17 protein-coding genes and 1 pseudogene are annotated in these 23,513 nt (G+C 30.5%); 3 read left to right on the top strand and 15 right to left on the bottom strand.

Annotation, left to right across the window (positions count from 1 at the left end):
- Positions 1 to 66: 66 nt before the first annotated feature.
- From R2R35_RS18690 to R2R35_RS18670, 5 genes are all read right to left on the bottom strand, one after another.
- On the bottom strand, positions 67 to 609 hold the full coding sequence (locus R2R35_RS18690; RefSeq protein ID WP_317731349.1) for a hypothetical protein: 543 nt from the start codon (positions 607 to 609) through the stop codon (positions 67 to 69).
- 107 nt (positions 610 to 716) lie between these two features.
- On the bottom strand, positions 717 to 1,643 hold the full coding sequence (locus tag R2R35_RS18685; RefSeq protein WP_317731348.1) for a hypothetical protein: 927 nt from the start codon (positions 1,641 to 1,643) through the stop codon (positions 717 to 719).
- Positions 1,644 to 1,771: 128 nt separating this feature from the next.
- Positions 1,772 to 3,103, bottom strand: a complete 1,332-nt coding sequence (locus R2R35_RS18680; protein WP_317731347.1) for an RES domain-containing protein — start codon at positions 3,101 to 3,103, stop codon at positions 1,772 to 1,774.
- Positions 3,104 to 3,149: 46 nt separating this feature from the next.
- Positions 3,150 to 6,386, bottom strand: coding sequence for a hypothetical protein (locus R2R35_RS18675; protein ID WP_317731346.1), 3,237 nt, complete (start codon positions 6,384 to 6,386; stop codon positions 3,150 to 3,152).
- Positions 6,387 to 6,835: 449 nt separating this feature from the next.
- The gene (locus R2R35_RS18670; RefSeq protein ID WP_317731345.1) at positions 6,836 to 8,101 is read right to left on the bottom strand and encodes a hypothetical protein; all 1,266 of its coding nucleotides are present in this window, start codon (positions 8,099 to 8,101) and stop codon (positions 6,836 to 6,838) included.
- A 930-nt stretch (positions 8,102 to 9,031) separates the two neighbouring features.
- On the opposite strand from R2R35_RS18670, the gene R2R35_RS18665 reads away from it, so the two are divergent.
- The 3 genes from R2R35_RS18665 to R2R35_RS18655 all read left to right on the top strand — a co-directional run bounded on the left by R2R35_RS18665 (position 9,032) and on the right by R2R35_RS18655 (position 15,369).
- The gene (locus R2R35_RS18665) at positions 9,032 to 9,805 is read left to right on the top strand and encodes a hypothetical protein (RefSeq protein WP_317731344.1); all 774 of its coding nucleotides are present in this window, start codon (positions 9,032 to 9,034) and stop codon (positions 9,803 to 9,805) included.
- Between the two features lie 16 nt (positions 9,806 to 9,821).
- Positions 9,822 to 12,248 (top strand): DEAD/DEAH box helicase, encoded by a 2,427-nt coding sequence (locus R2R35_RS18660; protein WP_317731343.1) that lies wholly within the window; start codon positions 9,822 to 9,824, stop codon positions 12,246 to 12,248.
- 568 nt (positions 12,249 to 12,816) lie between these two features.
- Entirely contained in the window at positions 12,817 to 15,369 is a 2,553-nt protein-coding gene (locus R2R35_RS18655) for a DEAD/DEAH box helicase (protein WP_317731342.1), read from the top strand.
- 385 nt (positions 15,370 to 15,754) lie between these two features.
- On the opposite strand, the pseudogene R2R35_RS24600 reads toward R2R35_RS18655, so the two are convergent.
- The 10 genes and pseudogenes from R2R35_RS24600 to R2R35_RS18605 form a co-directional block, all read right to left on the bottom strand.
- A pseudogene (locus tag R2R35_RS24600) lies at positions 15,755 to 15,908 on the bottom strand (DNA polymerase IV); the annotation flags it as partial.
- 291 nt (positions 15,909 to 16,199) lie between these two features.
- Positions 16,200 to 17,453 (bottom strand): AbiH family protein, encoded by a 1,254-nt coding sequence (locus tag R2R35_RS18645; RefSeq protein ID WP_317731341.1) that lies wholly within the window; start codon positions 17,451 to 17,453, stop codon positions 16,200 to 16,202.
- A gap of 110 nt (positions 17,454 to 17,563) precedes the next feature.
- Positions 17,564 to 18,688, bottom strand: a complete 1,125-nt coding sequence (locus R2R35_RS18640) for a phospholipase D-like domain-containing protein (protein WP_317731340.1) — start codon at positions 18,686 to 18,688, stop codon at positions 17,564 to 17,566.
- Positions 18,689 to 18,917: 229 nt separating this feature from the next.
- Positions 18,918 to 19,283 carry a hypothetical protein gene (locus tag R2R35_RS18635; RefSeq protein ID WP_317731339.1) on the bottom strand — a complete coding sequence of 122 codons (366 nt, stop codon included), beginning with the start codon at positions 19,281 to 19,283 and terminating at the stop codon, positions 18,918 to 18,920.
- A 490-nt stretch (positions 19,284 to 19,773) separates the two neighbouring features.
- Positions 19,774 to 20,070, bottom strand: coding sequence for a hypothetical protein (locus R2R35_RS18630; RefSeq protein ID WP_317731338.1), 297 nt, complete (start codon positions 20,068 to 20,070; stop codon positions 19,774 to 19,776).
- Between the two features lie 151 nt (positions 20,071 to 20,221).
- Positions 20,222 to 20,965, bottom strand: a complete 744-nt coding sequence (locus R2R35_RS18625; RefSeq protein WP_317731337.1) for a helix-turn-helix domain-containing protein — start codon at positions 20,963 to 20,965, stop codon at positions 20,222 to 20,224.
- 196 nt (positions 20,966 to 21,161) lie between these two features.
- Positions 21,162 to 22,421, bottom strand: coding sequence for a hypothetical protein (locus tag R2R35_RS18620; RefSeq protein WP_317731336.1), 1,260 nt, complete (start codon positions 22,419 to 22,421; stop codon positions 21,162 to 21,164).
- The gene (locus R2R35_RS18615) at positions 22,421 to 22,591 is read right to left on the bottom strand and encodes a hypothetical protein (RefSeq protein WP_317731335.1); all 171 of its coding nucleotides are present in this window, start codon (positions 22,589 to 22,591) and stop codon (positions 22,421 to 22,423) included. The genes R2R35_RS18620 and R2R35_RS18615 overlap by 1 nt, the downstream gene beginning before the upstream one ends.
- Before the next feature lie 451 nt (positions 22,592 to 23,042).
- Positions 23,043 to 23,324, bottom strand: a complete 282-nt coding sequence (locus tag R2R35_RS18610; protein ID WP_317731334.1) for a hypothetical protein — start codon at positions 23,322 to 23,324, stop codon at positions 23,043 to 23,045.
- Positions 23,317 to 23,478 carry a hypothetical protein gene (locus R2R35_RS18605; RefSeq protein WP_317731333.1) on the bottom strand — a complete coding sequence of 54 codons (162 nt, stop codon included), beginning with the start codon at positions 23,476 to 23,478 and terminating at the stop codon, positions 23,317 to 23,319. Before R2R35_RS18605 ends, R2R35_RS18610 begins: the two co-directional genes overlap by 8 nt.
- Positions 23,479 to 23,513 lie beyond the last annotated feature (35 nt).

Genomic DNA, 23,513 nt, shown 5'->3' with positions numbered 1-23,513 from the left:
TAATTTTAGTACCTGCCCATCATAAATATAATGAGAAGCTTAATTTGACTCATTTACAGAGAAGTATCAATACAGTCGTGGTGGGCACCCCTTGTTTTCAACCACTCTTCTCACACAGCCTTCCCACTTACCAATGAGCTGTTGCCATTCATGAGAGTTAAAATATGTGCTAACATGATTACTTAAATCAAATTCTGGTAGATATGTACCTGTTACTCCTTTTTCTAATATTCCCTCAGCTATTACCCCCTTCTCTCTTAATATGAGAATTGGATGACCTAGCTGAAAAGCCATGGCAGGCTCAATTTGACAATAAGGGCTCGTAAGCCATTGATTTGAAAGATCATAATTTGGCTCATTAATATCACTGTTTGGCTTTCCTTGACCGTTTTGGATGTAGCCTCTTTTAAAAGCCACTGTTAGCATCCCGTTTGACTCCATCATAAGTCGTCTAATAGCCACCAAAGGTTCTTCCATATCATAGTCAGTAACTCCAAGTGTTCTAGGTTCGAGACCTCGCGATAGTAAATATCTAGTTATTTCATCTATAAAATCTCTTTGAACTTGCATATATGGCTTGGGATAGCTTAAAAAAACCGAAATCTTCATAAGTGCCTCCTTAAACTGTGGTAATTTTGTATTAATATAAATATAATGGGCAGTTCATACTACCTACAAATTTGGAATTTGTCAATCACACGAAACTATTGTTTTAATTATTCCCAATCATTTGTAAACATTATTAGTATGTCTTTATCTGTATAATTCATTTTTAACTTTTCTAACATCCTATTGCCACGAGCTATAATTCTTGCATTTACATTCTCGATATATGTATTTATTGTTTCGTTTGTTATTTTCTCTAAAGAACCTCTGCTCTTAATTTTATCATGTTTAGTTGCTAAATCAAAAATAGAGTTATTATCAATATAGTCGTTTAAATAATTCATTTCAATATAACCATCATTTATATACCATTTAAATTTATTGTAACTTTCTTTATATTTACTTTCATTATAGTTTACAATGTCATATAAAAAATAATCGATTCTTTCAAGAAAACCTTCTCCATATTTAAAATATGAATGAATACTATTCATTGAATTTTTCGCCCTTCCCAAGCAAGGAACTGGCATAAAATTCCCTAGTGTGTAACACAACCTTGCAAATAACTTTAATTGAAAAGGGATTTCGTGTAAATTTGGATATAAAATTTCTATTGTCTTTTGCTTTGGAAAACTATTCAAAAGATCCCCTGAAACCTTACATGTAATATCATCCTTCCATCTCATTTCATAAAAGTAATTAACAATTCCGCTAAATAACTTTTTCCCTTTTGTAATTTCAATTGGCTTTTTTGTATTCAATACGTTGTTCCACAATAACTCATATAAAATTATTACAGCTTCTGGGGTATATAATGTTTTCATTCCTTTAGATCCATCAACATCATGTAGTATGCTCCCAATTACCTTAACTGGATTTTTATCCAATTCTTTTTCTTCCGAGCAATATTTAATTGGAAGAAAACAAAAGTGTCCGTTAAGAAAGTTATAACAATCAACTTCATTTTCTTTTTTGTTAAGTACACTCTTAATTTCTTTTACATTTGTCCCAGAAAGAACATCATTAATACTAATCATAAACACTTCCTATGCAGCCTTCGCATATCTTATTGCCCCACAATTGCTATGCTAATTTCACTATCGTTCCCAAACTCAAAATAATAACCAGACGCTAATACAACATATTCTTCAGCTTGCCATAGATGTCAATCCCAGAATTCGGTCTTACCATTTATCCAAAATTGTTCAATCACTTTTGCTTGTTGCCCTTCTTCCCAATTATGGTATTTTGCTGCTCTATCGTCATGGCTGATTTGCTCAATGATGTTATAAGAAATTGGACAATTAATGTATTGGACAGAGGTGAGATTAAGCCATTTGGTAAAAGGTATAATTTGATGATGCACGCCATAATGTTGTTCTTCCATAACATGTGTAATATCCCGATTAACACTGCAAAAAAGAACATAATTGAGACCAGAAGCATTCAAGCTACTTCTAAATCTGATACCATCGTATCTATTTTTTCGAATGTATTCAGCTAACAATTGTGTTGCAACGTATTCAAGCGCTTGCTCATCCTCAGAAATTGGTGCACTTATTTCATTTTTAAAATGATTAACAAAATCCCCAATCCAGTTTTGAGAATGGTCGTAAGCAGGTGAAAAGCAGCTGTTCACTGTATATGTTGAAGTGCTTGATAAATCTAATATTTTTAAGACCTTTTTAGTTACAAACTCACCTATTAGAGCATTATCATTGCTTTGCACATGTATTTCTGCTAAACATGTATCAATATTGGAAGCAAGGTATGTATATGAAATTCCAGCAGGACTCATACGACTATTTCGAGCCGAATTAGGTGGCGGAGGTGAAATCTCTTTTAATAAATCAATATCACTTAAAGTCTTTCCATTTGGGATTTCAAAACGACGACCACGGTACACCTGAGTACCTTTTGGAAGCGTTATTTTCATGCTCGTAAATATGTCATCTAAAGATGATAGGATTTTTGCTCGGGATGATCTGCGACCGCCTAAGTCAAAGAAGCGATTAAAATGCTTACATGATTCCTTAAACTCTTCCCAATAATTATGTTGCGCTGTCGTCTCATATCCATATAGTGCATCTTTCACCACGAGGTTTTGATTCACAATCCAATTATCAGCACCTTTTTGAATAGCTCTTAATGAAGGTCCGCTATTAGATATCAAATCATCACACAAACAGTCTGTTTGTTCACTATTAAGGTTATCAGAAAAAATACACAAATCCCACTTTAGAATAGATGCAATATTATCGCCTTCATTTGTGTATGATTTAGTCTCCGAATCATACATAGAACCCGTACCAATGTACACCGCCTCATATGCTCGCTCAATTCCCTCACGGATGAAGTTGCCTACATCTTCAAGAGAACCACAGTATATCTGTTTGCTTCCACAATAATCGCAATCTGAAATTTTGTCCAGTTCTTTAATAAAGGATTGTATCTCAATTTCATCAAAGCATTTTATGCAACATCTTTTACTAAACACTACATCCCTCCTGTTTATTTATTAACAATATAACATCAATTACCGATTAAATTTTATGATTACTTTGAACTTTCAATTTCTCCTGAATTATCCATTCAGCATATAGCTTTTTTCCAGTATTGTTTACTGGAACGTCGAAAGGTGTTAATCCATTAATAAGAAATATATCATTTTGATCTATTTCAGAAATATCTTTAATTATAATACTTTCAATTTTTTTTATGAATGATAATTTAGTTTTTAAGTCCTGCGTCTCTAAGTCTTTCATTAATACTGGTTGAAACTTATAAGTTTTATGCTTTGCTACAGCCTGTTTCAATAACTTTAAATTAAAATCATTTTTTGCCTGCATAGTATGAAGTCGACAAATCTGATTTATAATAGTCAAATCATCATCTTTATTAGCGTAAGTATCTATCGTACTATCCCCTATAATAATTCTGTACCAATATGGGTTATTCTTATCAATCCCCGTAATTATTCCTATTGAAATCTTATCTGTTTTTGATTCCTCTATCCATTTTCTGAAAATATCATATCCTTCGATCTCCTCAAAGACCAAGCCCACCAAAGGTATATTGTCAAATTTCTCATCTGATAGAACGAAAAGACCTTTCCACTTAGCTTTATCCCACAGTGGCATATAAATAATGTCACTGATTGTAATTTTATCATGATGAATTTTTGAAAAATTAAATCCTTCTGGCAGTTCCCCATAATGTAATGTTTTAATTTGTTTTTTATCTTCTTTATTATTTTCTTCAACTTTGTCATGATAAAAAACAGATTTTTCTCGGATATTTTTATAAATTTTATTATTTCTTTCAAAATTATCTGGCAATGAATCCTCTTGCTCATAGACAACGAATGTATCTAACGTATTAGAGCAATTAAGCGTCCTAAACATCGCTTCCTCTGCTTCAATAGATTTTCTAATTTTTTCAAACTCACTTGACAAAGGTAACATTTGTGCAGTAAACATTGCTAAAATAATATTTAACTTTTCAAATACGACTTCTCTATGTGCGTATTCAGTCATTTCATTTATATTTGAAACAATTATCTTAATGGTATTATCAGACCTTATGAGTTCAATATCAAATTGCTTTGACTCTATATCTTCAATATAAATGGTAAATTCTGCGAGCATAGGCATTATATGTTCTGAAACAGATGTAGCAAACATGTTTTCAAATAAAGCCAATATAGTTGCCCCTAATTCTTTGTGAAAATTATCTCTTTTGGTCTTTATTATCACACTACAACCCATAACTTTTGATTTCAATTCTATTTTTTCACATAAGGCACTTTCTGCTAATTGTTCATGAAAATCATCTGAAACTGGCTGGTTGAATAATTTTTTCATAAAATCATCTAATGCTTCTTTCGAGCCGATAGCTTGAACATATTCTTCATCATAATAGCCAAGATTGTATTTTAATGCTGCAGCTGACGTCTGTAATCCAATCTCATTCAAATAATCAGGCAATGCTTCATATTTTTTTATATTACATTGTTCCAAATTTAAAAAGGCTACTGATAACAGACTATCGTACTGTAGATAGCTTTCGAATTCCTTTTCATCATTAATTCTATATGGATATAAATTTAATCCAGTTAATTCCAATTCATTAAACTGTAGAGAAGAATTAATATATCCCAACCGTAATACTAAATACTTAAGTGCTCTAGCCGACAAAAATAAACCGGGAATGGCATTCCCCTTACTAAAGTACAAATTGAACGAGTCCATAAATGCTCTTATGTAATAACTTCTAGCCCCCCACAACAATCCAATCTGTTCAAATGCTCCACCTAATTTCATTAAAGTTTTAATTAAGTCAAGTTTTGAACTTTCATGATATAATTTTGTTAAAGCTCTGCCATAGAACTTAATTGATTTATATATATCATTTTCTATGTAGTCATCTCCTCTATTCAAAAGCAATTGAGACGATTCAATATTTTTAGATTGTTCACCCAATAAGTGTATAAGAAGTTCAAATAATTCATCATATTTAAGACATTCCTTTAAAACAGGAAGCTCTAATACTTTTTTTAACTGAAATAAGTCGATATCGTTATTAAAATGCATATCTTGGAGTATTTCAATATATACTTCAATTACATCAGACCACAATTCAGGATATTGTAATCTCATCATCTGATAATCATATTTTGCCAGTTTAGCTCTTTTAGGATTCTCATTATCTTGAATAAATTTAGCATATGAATTCACCAGTAACTGAGTATGGTTTTCCATATCTGAGATGCTCTTTCTTTTTTGGTTATGATTAGCATATAAAGTAATCCATAAAGTACTTAAGTCCTTTAAAATTGGATATTCATCTGAGTTTTCTTTGTAAAGATTTTCTAGTTCTATATACATTTCATAGTATTTATCACGATCCTCATACCACCATATAATCGTCCAACAATAATTATATAATGCATCTGCGTAATTTCTCAATCCGCCATATTTTTTAGCTAATCTTATATTTCTCTCTAAAGCATTCATGATTGTGGATTTTTCAACTTCTAATTCCCGCAATAACCCAACAGACTCTTCGGAAAGTTTAATAATTCTTGCCGACTTCAAATCTTCTATATTCTGTAACTCTTTTTCAATTTCATCTAAACGTCTTTTTCGTTTGGTATCATTTGTTCCTTCTACAATTACATCATTTAATTCATCTGACATATTAAAAGAACTAATTGCAATTTTTTTATTATCATTTTTAAATGTATTATCCAACAGCCATGTCTTGTCCAAAATTCGTATATCAGTTTGATACTCTCTTCTCAAATTGTCTTCCGCTTCTGCTCTTTTTTTATCGGATATAAACTGGTTGGTAACAAAAAATATTTTTGTGTATCCCCTCTCATGTTCTTCATTCGTAATAATAATTTTTTTTACATCCGATGTTAGCTTTGGTTTCCAATCTTTCTTCGCACTGATAGCAAATGCCCATCTTTCACTATGGGCTGCATTGTTATATCCATAGAGCCACCCCTCTGCAATAGATTCAGAAACTGGATATGTTTCTGAATCCACTTTACTGTCTCCACCTCCTGTTGGACCTGTCTGCGGAAGTAAATTCGGACAAATAGTTGCTTCAATTATCTTGCGGCAATATTCTTCAAACTCCTTTTCCTTACTTTGGCTGGTTAATGCCTCTAAAAAATATGAAAAAAAATCTTTTGAAAGTTTTCCTTCTTTTTTAATTTCCGAATCTGAGAATAGGTTTGGATGAATTTTTTTGTAGAATGCTTTTTCGCTCATATATGCAGTACCCCCAATTATAGATATAAATTACAAATAGTTTTATAATACAATAGTTTTACTTGCTTTAGTTTAAACATTTCCGCTATAGCTTTCTTTAAGTTTACGTTAACTTTATCAAATTCTTCATCTATGTGTTTATAAGTTTCAAGCTTTACAATAGACGGTATAATGAGTTTTATCTCATCATAATCCAGCAATTTCTCGAATGTCTCAACCAGTTAACTCGATACCTAATTTTTTCTGTCGACAAGTACATCTAAAAATATATTCGTATAAATTAATATATACTTCATAACTTCTTTCTCCTTTCAACATGATTCTATCCTAAGGTTTCAAAGAAATCATCCACTTTACCCAATTCAGATTAGCTTTCTATTGCATGCATATATGTAGGATTCTCATTTTAGGACTCTTTCTATTTTTTTATCCACTTCTTCAACAATGAGTTAATGTTTACTCGCGTCATAAAAGCTTGCATAATGCCTTTGTAATTCCTCACAACAAGCTGCATTATAATACTCTGAATGTAGTTTGTTGTTAATTCTTATGAATTTCTTATATTCTCTATATCCTGCAACATAACGCATTAATGTAAAAAAGCAAGAAATTTCATCGTTGTAGCTCAAGGTCATGCATGTCCAATATTCCTGATGTTGAATAATTAAAACATTATACATTATTTTATAAAGTTCAAACTGTTCTTCTGAGAGGTCGAACCATTCTTTGCTAATGATCCTTTTTTCTTCCAAATTATTATCTTTAATTTTTCTGATATCTCCAACCTTATCCTCTTCTAGTCCTTTATCATGAGATAACGCATACAAAAATCTCCCGATGAATCCGCTTATTAAGTCAGAAAAGCGTATCTGTATCATTTCCTTTGAATCTTCTTGCATTACAGAAGAAAAACAAAATTGTTTTGCAGATATCGTTGTTTTCTCTTCTTTATCTATAACCACACTAACAAAGTTAATGTCAATCTCTTTTTCTGACAGTAAATTTGCCAATCCCTCAAAATTAGCATAATAGCAAAAATCAAACTTTCCAGCAAAATCCATTTTCATTGTAGATACTGATATAACCTCGTATAATTGACTATATGCATTAATTTCACTTTTCTTTCTCTCTATGCCATCAATCGCTTTTAGAATGTATTCCAGGTTTAGTAGTAATAGTTTTCGAAAAGAATCAAAAGAGTTGTCATCATGAATATTGTAGAGTGAATTTAACAATTCAATATTATGATAAAATATCATAAATTTTGTTAATGTGTAATAAAATACGTTTTTATTAAAATAATAATAATCAGGCATTTTAACATTTTCAAATGCCCTTCGTATGAAGAATTCGATTTTACTAATTGCATTGATTTGAATAATCGGACTAATAAAATCAAGAATTTCAAAGAAGTCTTGATAAAACGCTAAAGTGTTCTTGTTAAATGAATGAATTCCATACTTGTAATTTGTTGACTTAATAATAGTTGATTTTAATTCTTGTTCTTTAGTTAATCCAAAACGATCCTTTTGTCGTTCTTCGAATCTCTTTAAAATTTTAACATTTGCCCCCAATTCATCTTTTTCACATCCCCAGAAAACCCCTATATAACTTTCAAGTGAATTATCTGCCATAGCATTTATCTGACCGTTCTTATTTACTAGTATTTTCCTATCGTGAAATGATTCATCAAAATAAAATACATATGATTTCATAAAAACTCCTCTTTCTATTAAAAGATAATTTTCAACTTAGATATTGGTTTTACGACATCCAATTCGCCAGACATAAGTTTCAGAAACAAAGAATTTCTTATCCTCTCACCAATACACATTTCTGGTAAATACTCTATTGATAGAAACTAAACTTCTATTTTTCTTTTCTTATAAATCAAATGACTGTTCCTAATTCACCTTGCATACTTTTGCTGTTTACCATACATAACTTTGGCTGTCTTAATACTTATAACTTTGTTGAATCACTAAATTTTTTTGTCTAGAATATTTTTATTCCGTGTTGGACTCAACTTCCCATTATTGCTAATATATGTATTTCCAATATATCACTTTTTGGACAATATTACAAATTTTATACAATAATATTATCCACATTATTATCTAATGAAAACGACAAAACTAGTTATAGTTAAATTTACAATATGATTAAGATTCTACGACAATACTACGATGATTTCAATTGTCCGTTGTATTGGGAATATCGTTTTTATTATAGTAACGACATTCCCCCTCAAACACTTATGTTTATAGGGTTAATCAATAACTATAGTTATGTCGTTTATTTTTTTGTTTTAATGTCTGAATGTCTGTTATCTTTATAAAAGCTGCAGACGAACTTTCATACAAATTATAGTTCGTTGTTACTAAGACAAGATCAGGATTTTTTTGTAATGCTTCTAATATACTCTCTCCTGTCAAATACCCTCCCCCAGCTTATAACAAAAAGCTAGAAGCCACAAAATATGGTTATTAAACATTAAATTTTTAATACTAACTATCTAAAATTAACAATATAATTTGATAACGCAGACAAAATATGCTAATATTATTATAATTAATACAAATACTTATGAGTTTTTACATTCTTATATTGTTATAAAACATATAAAGCAAAGGAGGATTGTAAATATGGTTCTACCAAAGTCCTTTAATTACAAATCAAAATCTAACAAATCTGGCACTAGATTTATAACGTTGCTCGAAATTGAGTCACTTTCGCCAGATATAGAATCTGCACTTGATAATCATATTGTCAGTATTTGTGAGGGGGCCTCTGGATCTGACTTAAGTCTTGTTAAACAGCGCCTCATCAACTTATTTTGCGATAAAAATGACGAATGGAAAATAGGTGCAATCTCAGAATTTTTCATCCATTTGTATGCTAATATGTACGGTTTTAAACAAGAGTGTCTCTTTTTTAACTTAGAGGAACGCTCGATAAAAAAAGGATTCGACGGATATTACTCTTTTGAAGCTGAAACATGGGTTATGGAAAGTAAATCTGGATTTAAATCTACAAAGGGCATATCTCATTCAAGTAAAATTAAAGAGGCAATGTCTGATTTAACTGATAAGTTTTCAGGAAGAAGCAAAAATAACCCTTGGCAAAATGCTTACTCTCATGCCAGCCATTGTGATGTAGGAACATCAAGTGACATTAAAAAGAGTATAAAAAAGTTGTCGGATAATTTCATATTAGGGTCTTTTGATTGTATTGATAATTTTAACATTATGCCTTGTGCTACAATTTTTCTCGAAAGCACCTGGAGTCCCAAAAAACATGCAGATATTTTTGATGAAATTGTTAAAATTTTACCTGGGTTGAAAGGTAAAAAAATCCGCGTTATGTGCATAACTCAAAAAACAATTAAGACTTTTATTGAATACATTGAAAAAAAATAAGCGAGGGCAAAACACTATGTATGGAAGTAGAAAAATTCATAGTCTTAAAAGCATTCCAGAGTTTGAAAAAGTTATTTCTAAGCTTACGTGTAATGATAGAACAATGTCCACGGATGAAAAGACACTTCTTTTAAGTAGTGCTTTAATAATGTTGCGAAAGTATAATCTCGATAAGAGAAATACCAATTTTCTGGATTTTGCTTATTACATAATACTAAAGTATAGTACATTATATTCAGACTATACACCCCTCTACGATTTTTCTGTAAATTTTGGATTTTATCCAGTAGCCCACACTATTAAAAAGCTTTATCCAGATATTTTTTCAAGAATTGACTCTGAAATTATAGATTACTCTATTGAAAAAAATTATAAAATTAATGAAGTAATTGAAACTTTGGAACAGAATATTGCAAGGAACAATGTTCTGTCCAGCACTGTAACTGAAATAAGTTATGTAGCACCAACCTCTTTTGGAAAAAGTAGTGTAATTGTTGAGCATATGAGTGCTCATATATTGGAATATAAAAAAATTGCAGTTATAGTACCAACTAAGTCTCTTTTATCACAAACCTACCGCTTAATTCGAAATGCAAATTTCAAGAGAAAGATCTTAATCCATGACGAGATGTATATAGATGAGACAAAGTTTATAGCTGTTTTTACTCAGGAGCGAGCTTTACGTCTATTACATAAAGCAGAGTTATCTTTTGATATTCTATACATCGATGAAGCACACCGGTTACTTGAACGCGACCATAGAAGTGTTTTGTTAACGCGACTAATTAAACTTAATAGTACTAGAAATCCGAATTGTAAAATAATCTATCTTTCTCCACTAATTACAGACAGTAATAATTTGAAGTTAGATATTGAACAGGATATTATGGAGCAACGGATAAGTCACAATATTAAAGAACCAGACTATTATGAATATCGTCTTGATAACGGAATATTTAAATACAATCGTTTTATTGACTTATTTTATAAGATTGGTTGCTGTAAAAACGCTTTTGAATATATTGATAATTACAAAACATCGAAAACCTTTTTATATTTATATTCTCCAAGAAAAATAGAAAACTTTGCAAAAGAGCTGTATGCTAATACACAACACATTGAATTAAGTACTGAAATAAATGAAGTACTTTTAAATCTAAAAAAATACGTCCATGAAGAATTCTTTATTAATAAATACATTGATCATGGAATTCTGTATTTGCATGGAAAAATGCCAGACAACATTAAGGAGTACCTGGAATATAAGTTCGCAAAGGTGGATGATATTCACTATTTAATAGCCAATAGGGTGATTCTTGAAGGGATTAATCTTCCAATTGATTCTCTTTTTATTTTAAATACTTATAAGCTTGGTTCAAAAGACCTAACTAATCTTATTGGTAGAGTAAATCGCCTTAATACAATATTTGGTGAAAAACAAAATTTATTGAAGCTTAATCCCCCTATTCATTTTGTTAATACTGAAAATTATAACCGCATAGCCAGTAAAATGAGTGAAAAAATCCGCTCTCTAAAAAAGGGATACACTGACGATGAAATAGAAAACCCTCTTCTTCTAGAGTTCGATATGGAGCAATTGGAAAAGCCATCGAAGGCAGCTTTAAAAGAAGAATGTGAAATGATAATAAAAAATGAAAATTTTGTATTAAGAAAAGTGCATAATGATGTTAGTCGCTTAAAACAAAAAATGCTTGAGTTGGGCATGGATTCGCTATACAAATTAGAGGACAGCTTATGTTCAATAATTTTGAAAAGGATGGATGCTTACAGACTACACTCATCTAACGAAGTACATATCATGGATATTATTAAAATTATATTCATTGATGGTTTGACACAATATATCCATGACGATGAATATCGAAGATTAGATAATGATGCAGCCATAAGTTATTATAAAATGTTTTTGGAAAACTCTCGCCAAAAGTCACTAAGAGAGAATATCGCAATTGAAGTTAAATATTATGAGCAGAAAAAAATAAATAACAATAGTAAACTTTTTATAGGCGAGAGTTATGGTGAAATACCTTATGGTCAAAGTACGGGATATGAGAAACCTGTATATATAGATCTCGCCACTAAAAGCCGCCAAGAGCTTGTTAATATTGCAATTATAAAGATTAAAATTGAAGAGGATTTTGTTAGTCATAAGCTAAGTATGCTTTTTCAATGCTTGTTGGATTATAGCGTTATTACATTAGATGCATATAATCAACTCGTATATGGTACAACAAGTACTCAAAAGCTTCATCTTATTAAAATGGGCTTAACTATTAATATCGTAAACAAATTAGAAAAAGACGACCAATTAAAAAATATACGCATTGATAATAACAATAACTTATATTATAACGAACAATTTAGCTCCTACAAGAAAACAGTAGATGATTTTTTTAGTTTTGAATTAAGCAAATTTCTATAAAGTAAAAACTCTTCTTAGTAACTCAATTTTCCCACCTATAAAAGCAGGTGGGAAAAAAATGAGAACCTGACAAAGCTTCTGACCAATGCCGTAAAATCTAAAGAAAGGTCTGGAAACTTTCCTTGATGATAGGAGAATCAACTATCTAACAATCTTTGAAAGCAAACCCTAAACCATTTGCAACTGCAAGACGTGCCTGGCTGTTTATTGATACTCCAAAAGGGAGCCCGAGTTTACGCTGTCTTGAATACACTGTTGGAAAGTATCCGAGCTCATCATCTGGATGTTATGAATAGAAATATCTTCTTGAAAAGATGCCAAAGCAACAATCATCTCCGACATCCAGAACTTCTGAATCAGTATCTTACATGGTCAAAAAAATTGCCTGACAGATGCCAGCTTACATTAAACATAAAAAGTTTCATAAATGATGCCTTTTAGTACGCCACCCTCATTACGTAATTACATAATTTTTTACAAAATACATAATTGTCTTATTTTGGTTTATTTTAACATTATTATGTTGTATAATGATATTTATCTTGTAAATAGCGGAGGTTTAAAATTTATGGTTGATTTTAGTAAACGACTATCAGTAAGTAAAAAGCCAAAAAAAACTAATCCTATTGACATCTATAAAGAACTAGATAGAAAAAGCGAAGCTGGTCCTCTGAGACCGACACAAGAAAAAGTCCTAGAAGAATGGTATAATAATAGAATAAATCAAAAGGACTTAATAATTAAGCTTCATACTGGTGAGGGTAAAACTTTAATCGGATTGCTGATACTACTTTCAAAACTAAACTCAAACGAAGGTCCCGCTATCTATGTATGTCCAAATAAATATCTTTTACAACAAGTATGCCTTGAAGCTGTTAAATTTGGTATTCCAATATGTACTATAGATTCAAATAAAGAAATACCAGATGAATGGTATAGTGGAAAACGCATTCTTATAGTGTATGCACATCAAATGTTTAATGGAAAATCAAAATTTGGTATAGGTTCAAGATGTGAAGATATAGGGTGCATTATTTTAGATGATTCCCATACTTGTATTGACATAATACGTGATGCTTTTACTGTTACAATTGAGCGAGAAAATAAAGATACTCCTGAATCAGCAAATCTCTACTTTAAACTTCTTTCTCTTTTTGAAGATGATCTTCGACAGCAACGTGAAGGTACCTTTATTGATATTAAAGAAGGAAATAATTTTGAAAATCTTATTCCAGTTCCTTATTGGGCATGGAACAACAAGTTGTCTGAAGTTACTAGAATATTACAGTCATTTTCTATTAATAAATTCATGCTATTTACTTGGCCCCTAATAAAAGATATGTTAGCAAACTGTCAAGCTTTTGTATCTACAAATCAAATAGAAATATCTCCTTATACAATACCTATTCATCAGTTTGGCTCTTTTCATAATGCTAAAAACAGAATATTAATGTCTGCAACAACCCAAGACGATTCATTTTTTATAAAAGGACTCAATTTTAGTCCAGAAGCAGTTAAAAACCCTGTCATTAATACTACAAAACTTTGGTCTGGCGAAAAAATGATGCTAATACCATCTTTGATTGATTCCGCCTTTGATAGAAAAACAATTATTTCGGATATTATGGGAAATGTTTCAAATGCTTTTGGAGTAGTAGCTTTAATTCCTGGACAATACAAAGCCACTGAATATAATAATTGTGGCTGTATCATAAGTACTACTAATACTATATTTAGCGACATCAGGTCACTTAAAGATAAAGATTTTACTAAAAACTATGTATTTAAAAATAGATATGATGGTATTGATTTACCTGATGAATCTTGCAGGATATTAGTAATAGACTCTCTTCCTTATTTTGATAGAGTATATGATAGATATGAAGAAATATGTAGGCCAAATAGTGATATTATTAATAAAAAAGTTGCACAAAAAATCGAACAAGGACTTGGCCGTAGTGTTCGTAGTGTAAAGGATTATAGCTGTATTCTTCTTATTGGTAGTGATTTAGTCAAATTTATTAAAAGCAGTAAAACAAGGGACTACTTTTCCTTACAAACACAAAAACAGATCGATTTAGGTCGCGAAATAGCTGAGTGGGCAAAAGAAGACTTTTATGAAGGATGCGATAAATCCAAAGCACTAAGGAAACTAATAAATCAATGCTTAAAAAGAGATGAAGACTGGAAAAATCTTTATGAAGAAACAATGGACTCTATTGAAGCAGAAGATAAAATTTCTGATATGTATGACATTTTTTCTGAAGAAAAAAAGGCTGATAATTTCTTTTATGAAGGTGATGTTGATAATGCCATAAAAACGACTCAGAAAATAATTGATAAATATACAACCAATAATAATTTTGATAAAGGCTGGTATCTTCAAACAATCGCTAGATATAAGTATTCTGTTAACCGAGCAGAAGCAGATAAACTACAAAAATTAGCTTTTCAATCTAACTTCGAACTTTTAAAGCCACAAGAAGCAATTACTTACACAAAAGTTTCCAATATTAATGCAAACCGAATAAAAAATATATGTGGTTGGATTACTAATTTCAAAGATTATGAAGATATGCTTCTAGATTTCAATAGTATTCTAGACAATCTATCGTTTGGGATTTCAGCAGAAAAATTCGAAAATGCTATGTTTCAATTGGGGAAATTGTTGGGATATTATAGTGAAAGACCTGATAAAATGATTCGTAAAGGGCCAGATAATCTATGGTATCTAGGTAATAATAAATACATAATATTTGAATGCAAAAGTGAAGTTGATACTAAGCGATCTACTATTCATAAATATGAAGTCGGTCAAATGAATAGCCATTGCGGTTGGTTTGAACATGAGTATTCTGATGCTCCTGTAATTAGGGTAATGATAATTCCTACAAAAAATGTTTCATCAGATGCTGATTTTACCCATGATGTCAAAATCATGCGATCTCATTCATTAACACAATTAAAGCAAAATGTTAAATGTCTGTTTAATGAGCTAAAAACATATGACATTCACACTTTAAATAATGAAACTCTTCATAATCTTTTGTATCAATATAAGCTTAATGAAACTGACTTCATGATATACACAGAAGATCCAGTTAAAGATACCGTTAAATAATCTCTCTTGGGGCAAGAAAAACCTTAAGCGATCTATAGATCGCTTACAAAAAAGGGCAAATGTACACAGCTTTACTAGGTATAAACGTAAAAAAAGCATTAAGTAAAATCATCCCCAGGCATTTAATACATGGGGATGATATTATATAAACAACAATCAAATTTTTCTATCTTATTTTGTTTTTTCTTTATTAACTCATAATCTAACAATTTTATCATTCGAGGCTCTCCTTCTCTTGTGGTAATCTTGGAACCAGTATAGATATAGCTTGCGCATGTTTGTTTACCAGTAAAGGTGTAGTGCAACTCCTTTCCTGATTAAATATATTGACGACAATGGTGAAGTTCAGTTTATAAAGAAATAAAAATAAACTACATGGAAAATAAGCAAGAAAAATTCCATGCCTTTTTGTAACATCGCCTCCAGCTGCAGAAATCTGCTCTCTTAAATCTTCTCGACATCCTAAATGATATTTGATACGCAGCTTCCCAGCTTAAAAAAGCTGAATTAACATCGATATGAAATATTATTTTTTCCATATAGGCCGCCGTCAAAAGAACATATGTTTGTTTAAAAACATCAAGCAAATGATCGATTGAAAAGAGGTAATATATGTAATATGTATACAGCAAAAAAACGTAAAGTGAACTGTTTATTAATTAAAGTACAGTTAGTGAGATATACCTAAAGTGAGTAGCTAAAAAATGCACTTTAAATACCCCCATTGTTTCTTATCTGATATTATTGCTCTCGTTGCATAGTTCAGTATTATTCTATTAAACTTCCGAATGACCTCATTATTAGCCATTCTAAAGTCCACCTTATTCAGACTATGTTTTATTTTCCATTGGTCTTTGTTGTTGCCTAAATGTTATTGTTTTGTCTGGACCCCCAGTGCGCCGGATGAGTTCATCTTGTCCAATAACCTTTACTAGATTGGCTATCTGTTGACCATATACATCTTTGTTATGATAAAAGATTGTAGTCTGCACATTATTATTCAAAATCAAATCTCTCAGTATATCTTTATCTGTTATATCTAATGAATGCCCAAAAATATATACATTATGGGTTTCTGTTTTACCGTTTAACAATTTTAAGGCATCATTTATTTTAAAAGATAACGAAATACCATTATCAATGTAATCAGTAACTTCATGTAAAGCATTTCTTACTTTATACAGATAATCTACATATTCACCGTGAATCTCACTTACCCAATCCTTATAAAGGCAGCCTGTTCTCTTGTGTATTCTCTGATAGAACTTTTTAAATGCTATAAGATCAACTTCATGATTTCTTCTGTCTTCTGGCAGATATTCGTCAATACCCAATACTAAGTTATTTATATCTACATTATTATAAATGTCTGCCTTACCATGAATAAAATCAAATTCAATATTGTTCTTTTGGCTATATACCCTCTCATATGTATCAGTATAATTAAAACTTAATATCTTATCAGGATTCATACCCTTAATGTCTGGAGATTCAACGGTTACCTTGATTTTATTTACATATTCTGATAAATATATTTCTAATGCATAAATGAGGTTGTTTAGGTCTTTCAATAAGATATTACGGATTTCCTCAAAGGTAATTCTCTTATCTTCTACATCAACTAGAAATGTGCCTTCTTTATAACATTGCTCAAGGAACTCATTACTTAGATTTTGCATTTCTGCTTTCAAAGGTTCTCTTCTCTCATTCCGTTTATCATACATATCTACATCCAAAGATTTAATAATTGTTGCTATTGCAGATTCAAAATCAATCCAAGTCTCATTAATAAAAGTCTGACTGAAATATTCTACCCATATATTATTATTTATTAGGTTTAAACTATATACCTTATTCTCAAATATACTTCCTGAAGAGTTTCTTACATGTTTTCCGATTTCATATTTAATTTTTTGATTCAATTTACCCCAGTTTACACTTTCTAAAGATTCACCATATAGTAAATCTTTTATCACCCTAATAAATTCCAAAAAATCAGCATATGTTGTTGGTAGATTGTGTGCTAAATCAAAACCATTACCTATAACCAAAATTTCCATTCTTTTTCCGACCTCTTCTTCCATATTTCTTCCATATATCAGATTTCATTTTAATAAAAACAATATTTTAAACCTACTAAATGATATTGAGGCATTTGAAAAACGAATGCCCCTCTTTTGTCTTTCTGATTATTTTATTTTGTATTATCAATTTCAGCATTCACATTAGCCAAACCCATTATATAATCTATAAACCTAAGCATAGTATCCTCATATTCTGATAATAATTCTAGTAATGCCAAGATACTCTTTACGGATGATTCAATTAACTCCGCCAATACCTCACGGGCATCATTTGAAGCCATCTCTACACAATTTCCTAAATTTTCTTCATATGCTTCACTTGCATAATCATCTGCTAGTAAATCGTTTGCATACTCATGCGAATCAAATCTGGCTAATTTCTCTAACTTATAACATAGGTCAACTATAGTTCTATTTGATGAACTTATGTAGTCATTATATTCCTTTAATAATTTCTCCAACTCTTCATAGTTAGCTTCTTTTTCACTGCTTTCCAAGTCATCAATCAAATCATCTAGGATTGTCTCATATTCATTTATTGTCTCCATCAGTTCTGTCAGCATTGTCCAATTAATATAATTATTTTGAAAGTCAAAATACTCAATTTCTTCCGTAAAGCTTTCGTGATATCCATAGGATGCTTCATGAATTTCATCATACATATTATGAATGTAAGCAATGGCTGAATACATACTCATTACACATACATAATATTCTGTATCATAATAGCTTGTTGATTCTTTTATAACTTCCGGAATAATAACTGAATTTACATATTCTATAAATTTTTTATCTCTGGAAAGTGTTCCACATTCATAGTTCTTTTTGCTTTCATCCGAGAAGTTGGCAGAGCCCCAATAAATAATACTATCCGTCATAATTATTTTTCCATGATTATTAAACTTAAAGAACACTGAAGCTAATTTTCCTAAGAAGACTGGATTAAGTTTTCTTTCATATATTTCAATTTTATTTTTAGCTGCCTTCTTTCTATAATAATTAGCATAATAAGGCCATCTACCCGGTATATTAGTTATGATTTTTATTGGTATATCTCTTGCACCAGCTTTTTTTACAGCATCTAGTAATACACCTTTATTTTCAGATATATTGTAAGTTAATATGTTTATATATTTTGCATTTACAAAATCATTTAACACATCTCCAAAGCAAAGCAATTCTTCACCAGCAATAAATTCTGTATCTGATAGGCTATATCTAAATATCTTACTCATTATCTGAAACTATCTCCTTAATATTCTATTTAGTCATATTAAAACTCCAGCCACACTAGTTAATGTAAGGTGCCACAAAATCAATTAGCTTTTGCAAATTTCGAACTAAGGTCGTGATACCATTAGCTATACCAGTAATAGGAGCGATTAACTTTACCCCACTGTTAATAGATTTCTTAGGTTCGGGTTTTGTCAATTCATCATAGTTGGTCTCCTCCCAGTATACAAACTATTCCGTTTTACTATTCGACTGTGACTTAATTCTTAATATATAACAAGCTAAAAAGCCAAGAAATAAAAATCCAAAAATAATAAACCAAACATATAATGGAATTAAGATAATAGCTTTTACAATCCAAATAACAAAAGATCCAATCAAGAATAAAGCAGTACACACAACAAGACGTATTATCCAATGCAAAATACTTCCTATACTTGAACCTTCTATTATATCATTATCATATAACTTTCCTACTATCCTGTATGCAATTGCAAAGGCGATAAATCCTATAATTCCCATTGCAATATAGTTGTACAGATAATTATCAAACAAAGTAAATTGATCTATTACGAAATTGAAAATTAACTTAATCATATTAATCCTCTCCCAAATTACAATTTTACCTTTTACCATTTTGTTATATATTTTTAAACACATGTTAATTATAACATATTATGTAAATTTTACATTTAATAGTGTGTTTAATAAATCTATTTCTTCAAAATTCCGTTTCTGACATCCAGTATTTTAATATACTGCAAATGGTTTGCTTTTCCATCTATGTGCAATCAAAGAATGCAAAACACTTTTGGGCAATCCATATAGAGTAATACCCCACCTTTAGACATTTCAAAACATACCACAAGCATAACAGCTGTAATCAATATGGCAGGCATAGAGACGCTCGTAGTCTTACAGTTGCCATCGATCAGATGATGCTTTCAATTAAGCGAAAAGAAGCTGTAGAGAAAGTACTAACTGAAACAGTCTAGCATTAACAACAGTTCTATAGTCTCCATAAACCGCCATTAAATGCTACTCATTTAGGTATTTTTTTCCATTATAACTTATTTTCCAATATTTATCAACGCAAAGATAGTAAGCGATAAATTCGCTTACGTTCGATCAATGGAAGATTGGTTATATCTCTATCTTTGTAATAAAGACGTAAGCGATAATACTGTAACTCTGCAAGCTCCGGCAGTATTGGTATCATCATCTTATTTCGCTTATTACGCATATCTGTGCTACTCTCATCCAAATATGTTATACACCTAATTCCATCCCATTTGATTTCGTAGATATAATCCTCGGAGTCAAACGCTTCTCTCATTTCCGAAATGAGCATAGGGTTTACTCTCTTCTCTTCAAATAAGTCCATTTGCTATACCTCTTTTTATTCATGAAATCTGTATTAGTATCCCAGCAGTTATGTATATTTATTTAACTAAAACTAAATATATTAAATATAATATACTCTTTTTCAATATCTTAGTTTTTTATAGTATAATTTGGGTGTCATAGTGACACCCCTAAAATGGGCATAAAAAATCATATAGTTGGATATGTAATATAAACCCTAAAGTCTTAAATTTAGACACTTTAAATATTAGCATATACTTAATGTTCTCATAATGAAATTGAACATTTAATATCTTATTAAAACTAACAGCTGCAGTATAAATAACATAGATATTATGGAATTTTATTGCTATACATATATTATTTAATGTTTTCTTGTAGCCAATGAGTTTCTGCTTAATTAATTCTTTATTATACGTAAATGACGGGTTTACAACCTCCATACTCAGCTCTTCAGGTTTTTGTATTGTCTCAATTATTGTTTCATTTATACATGATATGGGCGGAGTTGTAGCCTCAGTTTCCTCTTCAAATGGATTATATATAGTGATATCATCTTGTAGGATTTCTGACATTGATACCAGTTCAAAATCATTTTGAATACTCTCATCAGTTAAGTAATCTTTATTTTTAATCTCTATGTCTGTGTTAAGTGTATATTGATTTGATGACTGGCGCCCTTTGTAGTATCGCTTATCTATCGTTATAAAATTTTTTTCCTGTAACTTTTTGGTGGCTCTCTGGACCGTTCTCACTGATACACCACAATGTTTAGAAATAGTCTCTACTGATGGATAACACTCACCGGATTTATTAGATTTATAGACGAAATACTGTGCTACTAATTTTTCCTTAGATGATAGATCGCAGTTTTCACAGATAAGATTTAAGATCTTAAATTTTTTCATAGCCATATTTAATTCTCCTATTAGTTTTTAGTTGTTATTGAAAACAAAAGTACAAAAACCAGAACTAAATACCAAAAAACTAAATGATAGCTATTTACTATTCTTTTACATATGTTATAATAATAGTAGCTATTAGTTTTTTAGTATAGTCAGTTTACTGGCTAAGATAAACGCCACATGCCCTGGCGTTTATTTTTTTGTCTTATTCAATTTCTTTAAAGAATCCATCTATGTCTTTATTACCAGTAAAACCGGAAGGCAATATAAGATCTGGGCAATATTTTATGTTTGTTATAAGTTTTGCTTCGTTCTGATATTTCTTTATCATTTTATTTATTTCTTTTTCCGTAGCTAGGTTAAAAAGTATATTTATTTTAGTGTTATCTGCAATTATATTTATAGCTGTATCAAGTGCTAATAACTCATATGACTGCCTACCTGATACCAGGAAAACTTTATCCATGTTATTAACAAATTGATCAATTTTATCCACATACTCATTAATGCAGCCAAGATCAAAAATAATAAAATTATTACCGGCATTTGAATCATATTTGTATTCAGGAAAATATGATACAGTTTTTTTTAAGTAATGGTCCTTTATATTCAGGAATTCATTATCCCTTGCAATAAGATCCAAATGATTATGTGTATTAGCTTCTACATATGACGCTTTCGCTCCGTTAGACTGCAGATAGTTTGTGATTTGAATAGCTGCAGTTGTAGAACCAGCCTTCCTTTCTACTCCCATGATACCAATCATAAAATTCTGGCATTTCCATTTACTTTTAGGTTGCTGCTCAGTAATATAATCTTGAAGTGTTTTAATCTCAGGATTTCTCTCTTCTTCATGCTCAGGAAGTTTCTCATTTTCCTTCTTTTGCTTGATAGGAGACTTTAAAGGATTTCCTTGGTTTACTTTAATAGGTTTTCTAATTATCTCCTCAGCAGCTATTTGGGGAACTACTGGAGGTTCGACCTCAGCTTCTAATAATTCCTGCACATCCGTTTTTATATTATCTTCAACCGGATCAGCCTCTACTAAATCTTCAGTAACATCATTTACTTCTTTTCCAGATTTAATTTTATCTATGATATTATAGATTTCTATCTCTGGGGTATCTGGTTCTGCTAGTATAAACAGCTTATTAAAATAATCAGCCTGCAGCTCATACAAACTATCGCTCTTGCCATCATCTTCGGGTATTAGAATTATTTGACTTTCCGGATACAGCAAATAAAATGAATCAAAGGCATCTTTCAGCACCATAAAATCATCTATTTGAAAGCAATTAAGGTCAAGTATGAGAGACTCGACCTTAATGTTTCTTACTTCCTTCTTCAAAAACTTCATAAAAGAATCATAATTCATATTCTTTTTTATTTCTTTATTAAGAATATAGTTTTCCTGCAGGAAGTCGAACTTCTTTTCATTGACTTCTTCTGTTATGTAAAAAAACATTATTGAACCCCCTTAATTACTGGATTATATTCACTACTGTCATAAACAATTGTTGCATTATCTTCCGGTTTATTTTCAACAGTTTTTAGATTTATAAGGAGGCTTGCAGCAATTACAAATACTGCTATAGCACCCCAAATAATTAGAATAAGTATTTTATTATCTTTCACAAATGAATCTCCTTTGCTTTTCCATATCAATGATCTGATTTGCTACTGATTGTCTCTCATTATATGTAATCTCAGTTCTCTAATTTCATCAAACTGTGCACTTTTTTCTCTCCCTGGAACCTGTCCGAATCGAAAGCCCGTTTTAGTTATTTTGGTTATAGTGCAGCTCCCAATTGCTGTGGTAGTGCACTGCTATTCATCTGTGTACGTCTACACGGAACCGGTTCCTTACTCTAGCTAGATATGTAATCTCCTTTCGATTTTCATTTATGGAAAATAAAATATAATAAACATGAAACCTCTAATATTAAAAGAGCAATATTATAAAGTAAATTTTTAAACTTGAATTTCTCTCTATTTCTAGGTAATAATAATAAAATTAGTTTACTTAGAAAAAGTATTGAAAATACAGTAAATGATGCAATGTAAAAGACATCTTTTGGTGAATAATTCATATATCTTTATCTCCTAATAATGGGGGTTCCCCTTTATATAATTGACAACGCTCATATAATTGGTGTCCTTTTCGTATCATTGGTTTTCTATGCCTCTTTAGCCAATTATTATTGTTAAGATGAGCATTTACAATATGCTGCATACTTTCCATATTTAACATTAGTTTTTTATTTGCAAAAGACAATCCTCCACCTAATATTGCACTATTTCCATTATAAGCAAATGCATCGATTACTAATGGCTTTGTTTCATTCAACTTAACATATTCTTTATTCATTTTTATCCTTCTTTTCTATTATTACAGAGCATTTATTTATAGTTTCTTTTATCATATCAACTTCTATATCTAATGTAGAGAAATCAAGACAATTATTGCCTGCATTATCTCCTTTTAAAGTACTAGACAAATTAGATTTGACATTTTTTTTCATTTATGATAACCTACCTTTACAAGAACTTAAGCTAA

This window comes from Anaerocolumna sp. AGMB13020, assembly GCF_033100115.1.
GTDB lineage: Bacteria > Bacillota > Clostridia > Lachnospirales > Lachnospiraceae > Anaerocolumna.
This window is presented reverse-complemented; position numbering and strand designations above follow the sequence as displayed.

Excerpts from the sequence above, each read along its gene's own strand:
- R2R35_RS18610 (WP_317731334.1), bottom strand. The coding sequence starts at position 23,324 with ATGAATAAAGAATATGTTAAGTTGAATGAAACAAAGCCATTAGTAATC.
- R2R35_RS18655 (WP_317731342.1), top strand. The coding sequence starts at position 12,817 with ATGGTTGATTTTAGTAAACGACTATCAGTAAGTAAAAAGCCAAAAAAA.
- R2R35_RS18660 (WP_317731343.1), top strand. The coding sequence starts at position 9,822 with ATGTATGGAAGTAGAAAAATTCATAGTCTTAAAAGCATTCCAGAGTTT.
- R2R35_RS18645 (WP_317731341.1), bottom strand. The coding sequence starts at position 17,453 with ATGGAAGAAGAGGTCGGAAAAAGAATGGAAATTTTGGTTATAGGTAAT.
- R2R35_RS18670 (WP_317731345.1), bottom strand. The coding sequence starts at position 8,101 with ATGAAATCATATGTATTTTATTTTGATGAATCATTTCACGATAGGAAA.
- R2R35_RS18690 (WP_317731349.1), bottom strand. The coding sequence starts at position 609 with ATGAAGATTTCGGTTTTTTTAAGCTATCCCAAGCCATATATGCAAGTT.
- R2R35_RS18605 (WP_317731333.1), bottom strand. The coding sequence starts at position 23,478 with ATGAAAAAAAATGTCAAATCTAATTTGTCTAGTACTTTAAAAGGAGAT.
- R2R35_RS18675 (WP_317731346.1), bottom strand. The coding sequence starts at position 6,386 with ATGAGCGAAAAAGCATTCTACAAAAAAATTCATCCAAACCTATTCTCA.
- R2R35_RS18620 (WP_317731336.1), bottom strand. The coding sequence starts at position 22,421 with ATGTTTTTTTACATAACAGAAGAAGTCAATGAAAAGAAGTTCGACTTC.
- R2R35_RS18640 (WP_317731340.1), bottom strand. The coding sequence starts at position 18,688 with ATGAGTAAGATATTTAGATATAGCCTATCAGATACAGAATTTATTGCT.
- R2R35_RS18635 (WP_317731339.1), bottom strand. The coding sequence starts at position 19,283 with ATGATTAAGTTAATTTTCAATTTCGTAATAGATCAATTTACTTTGTTT.
- R2R35_RS18625 (WP_317731337.1), bottom strand. The coding sequence starts at position 20,965 with ATGGCTATGAAAAAATTTAAGATCTTAAATCTTATCTGTGAAAACTGC.
- R2R35_RS18665 (WP_317731344.1), top strand. The coding sequence starts at position 9,032 with ATGGTTCTACCAAAGTCCTTTAATTACAAATCAAAATCTAACAAATCT.
- R2R35_RS18685 (WP_317731348.1), bottom strand. The coding sequence starts at position 1,643 with ATGATTAGTATTAATGATGTTCTTTCTGGGACAAATGTAAAAGAAATT.
- R2R35_RS18630 (WP_317731338.1), bottom strand. The coding sequence starts at position 20,070 with ATGGACTTATTTGAAGAGAAGAGAGTAAACCCTATGCTCATTTCGGAA.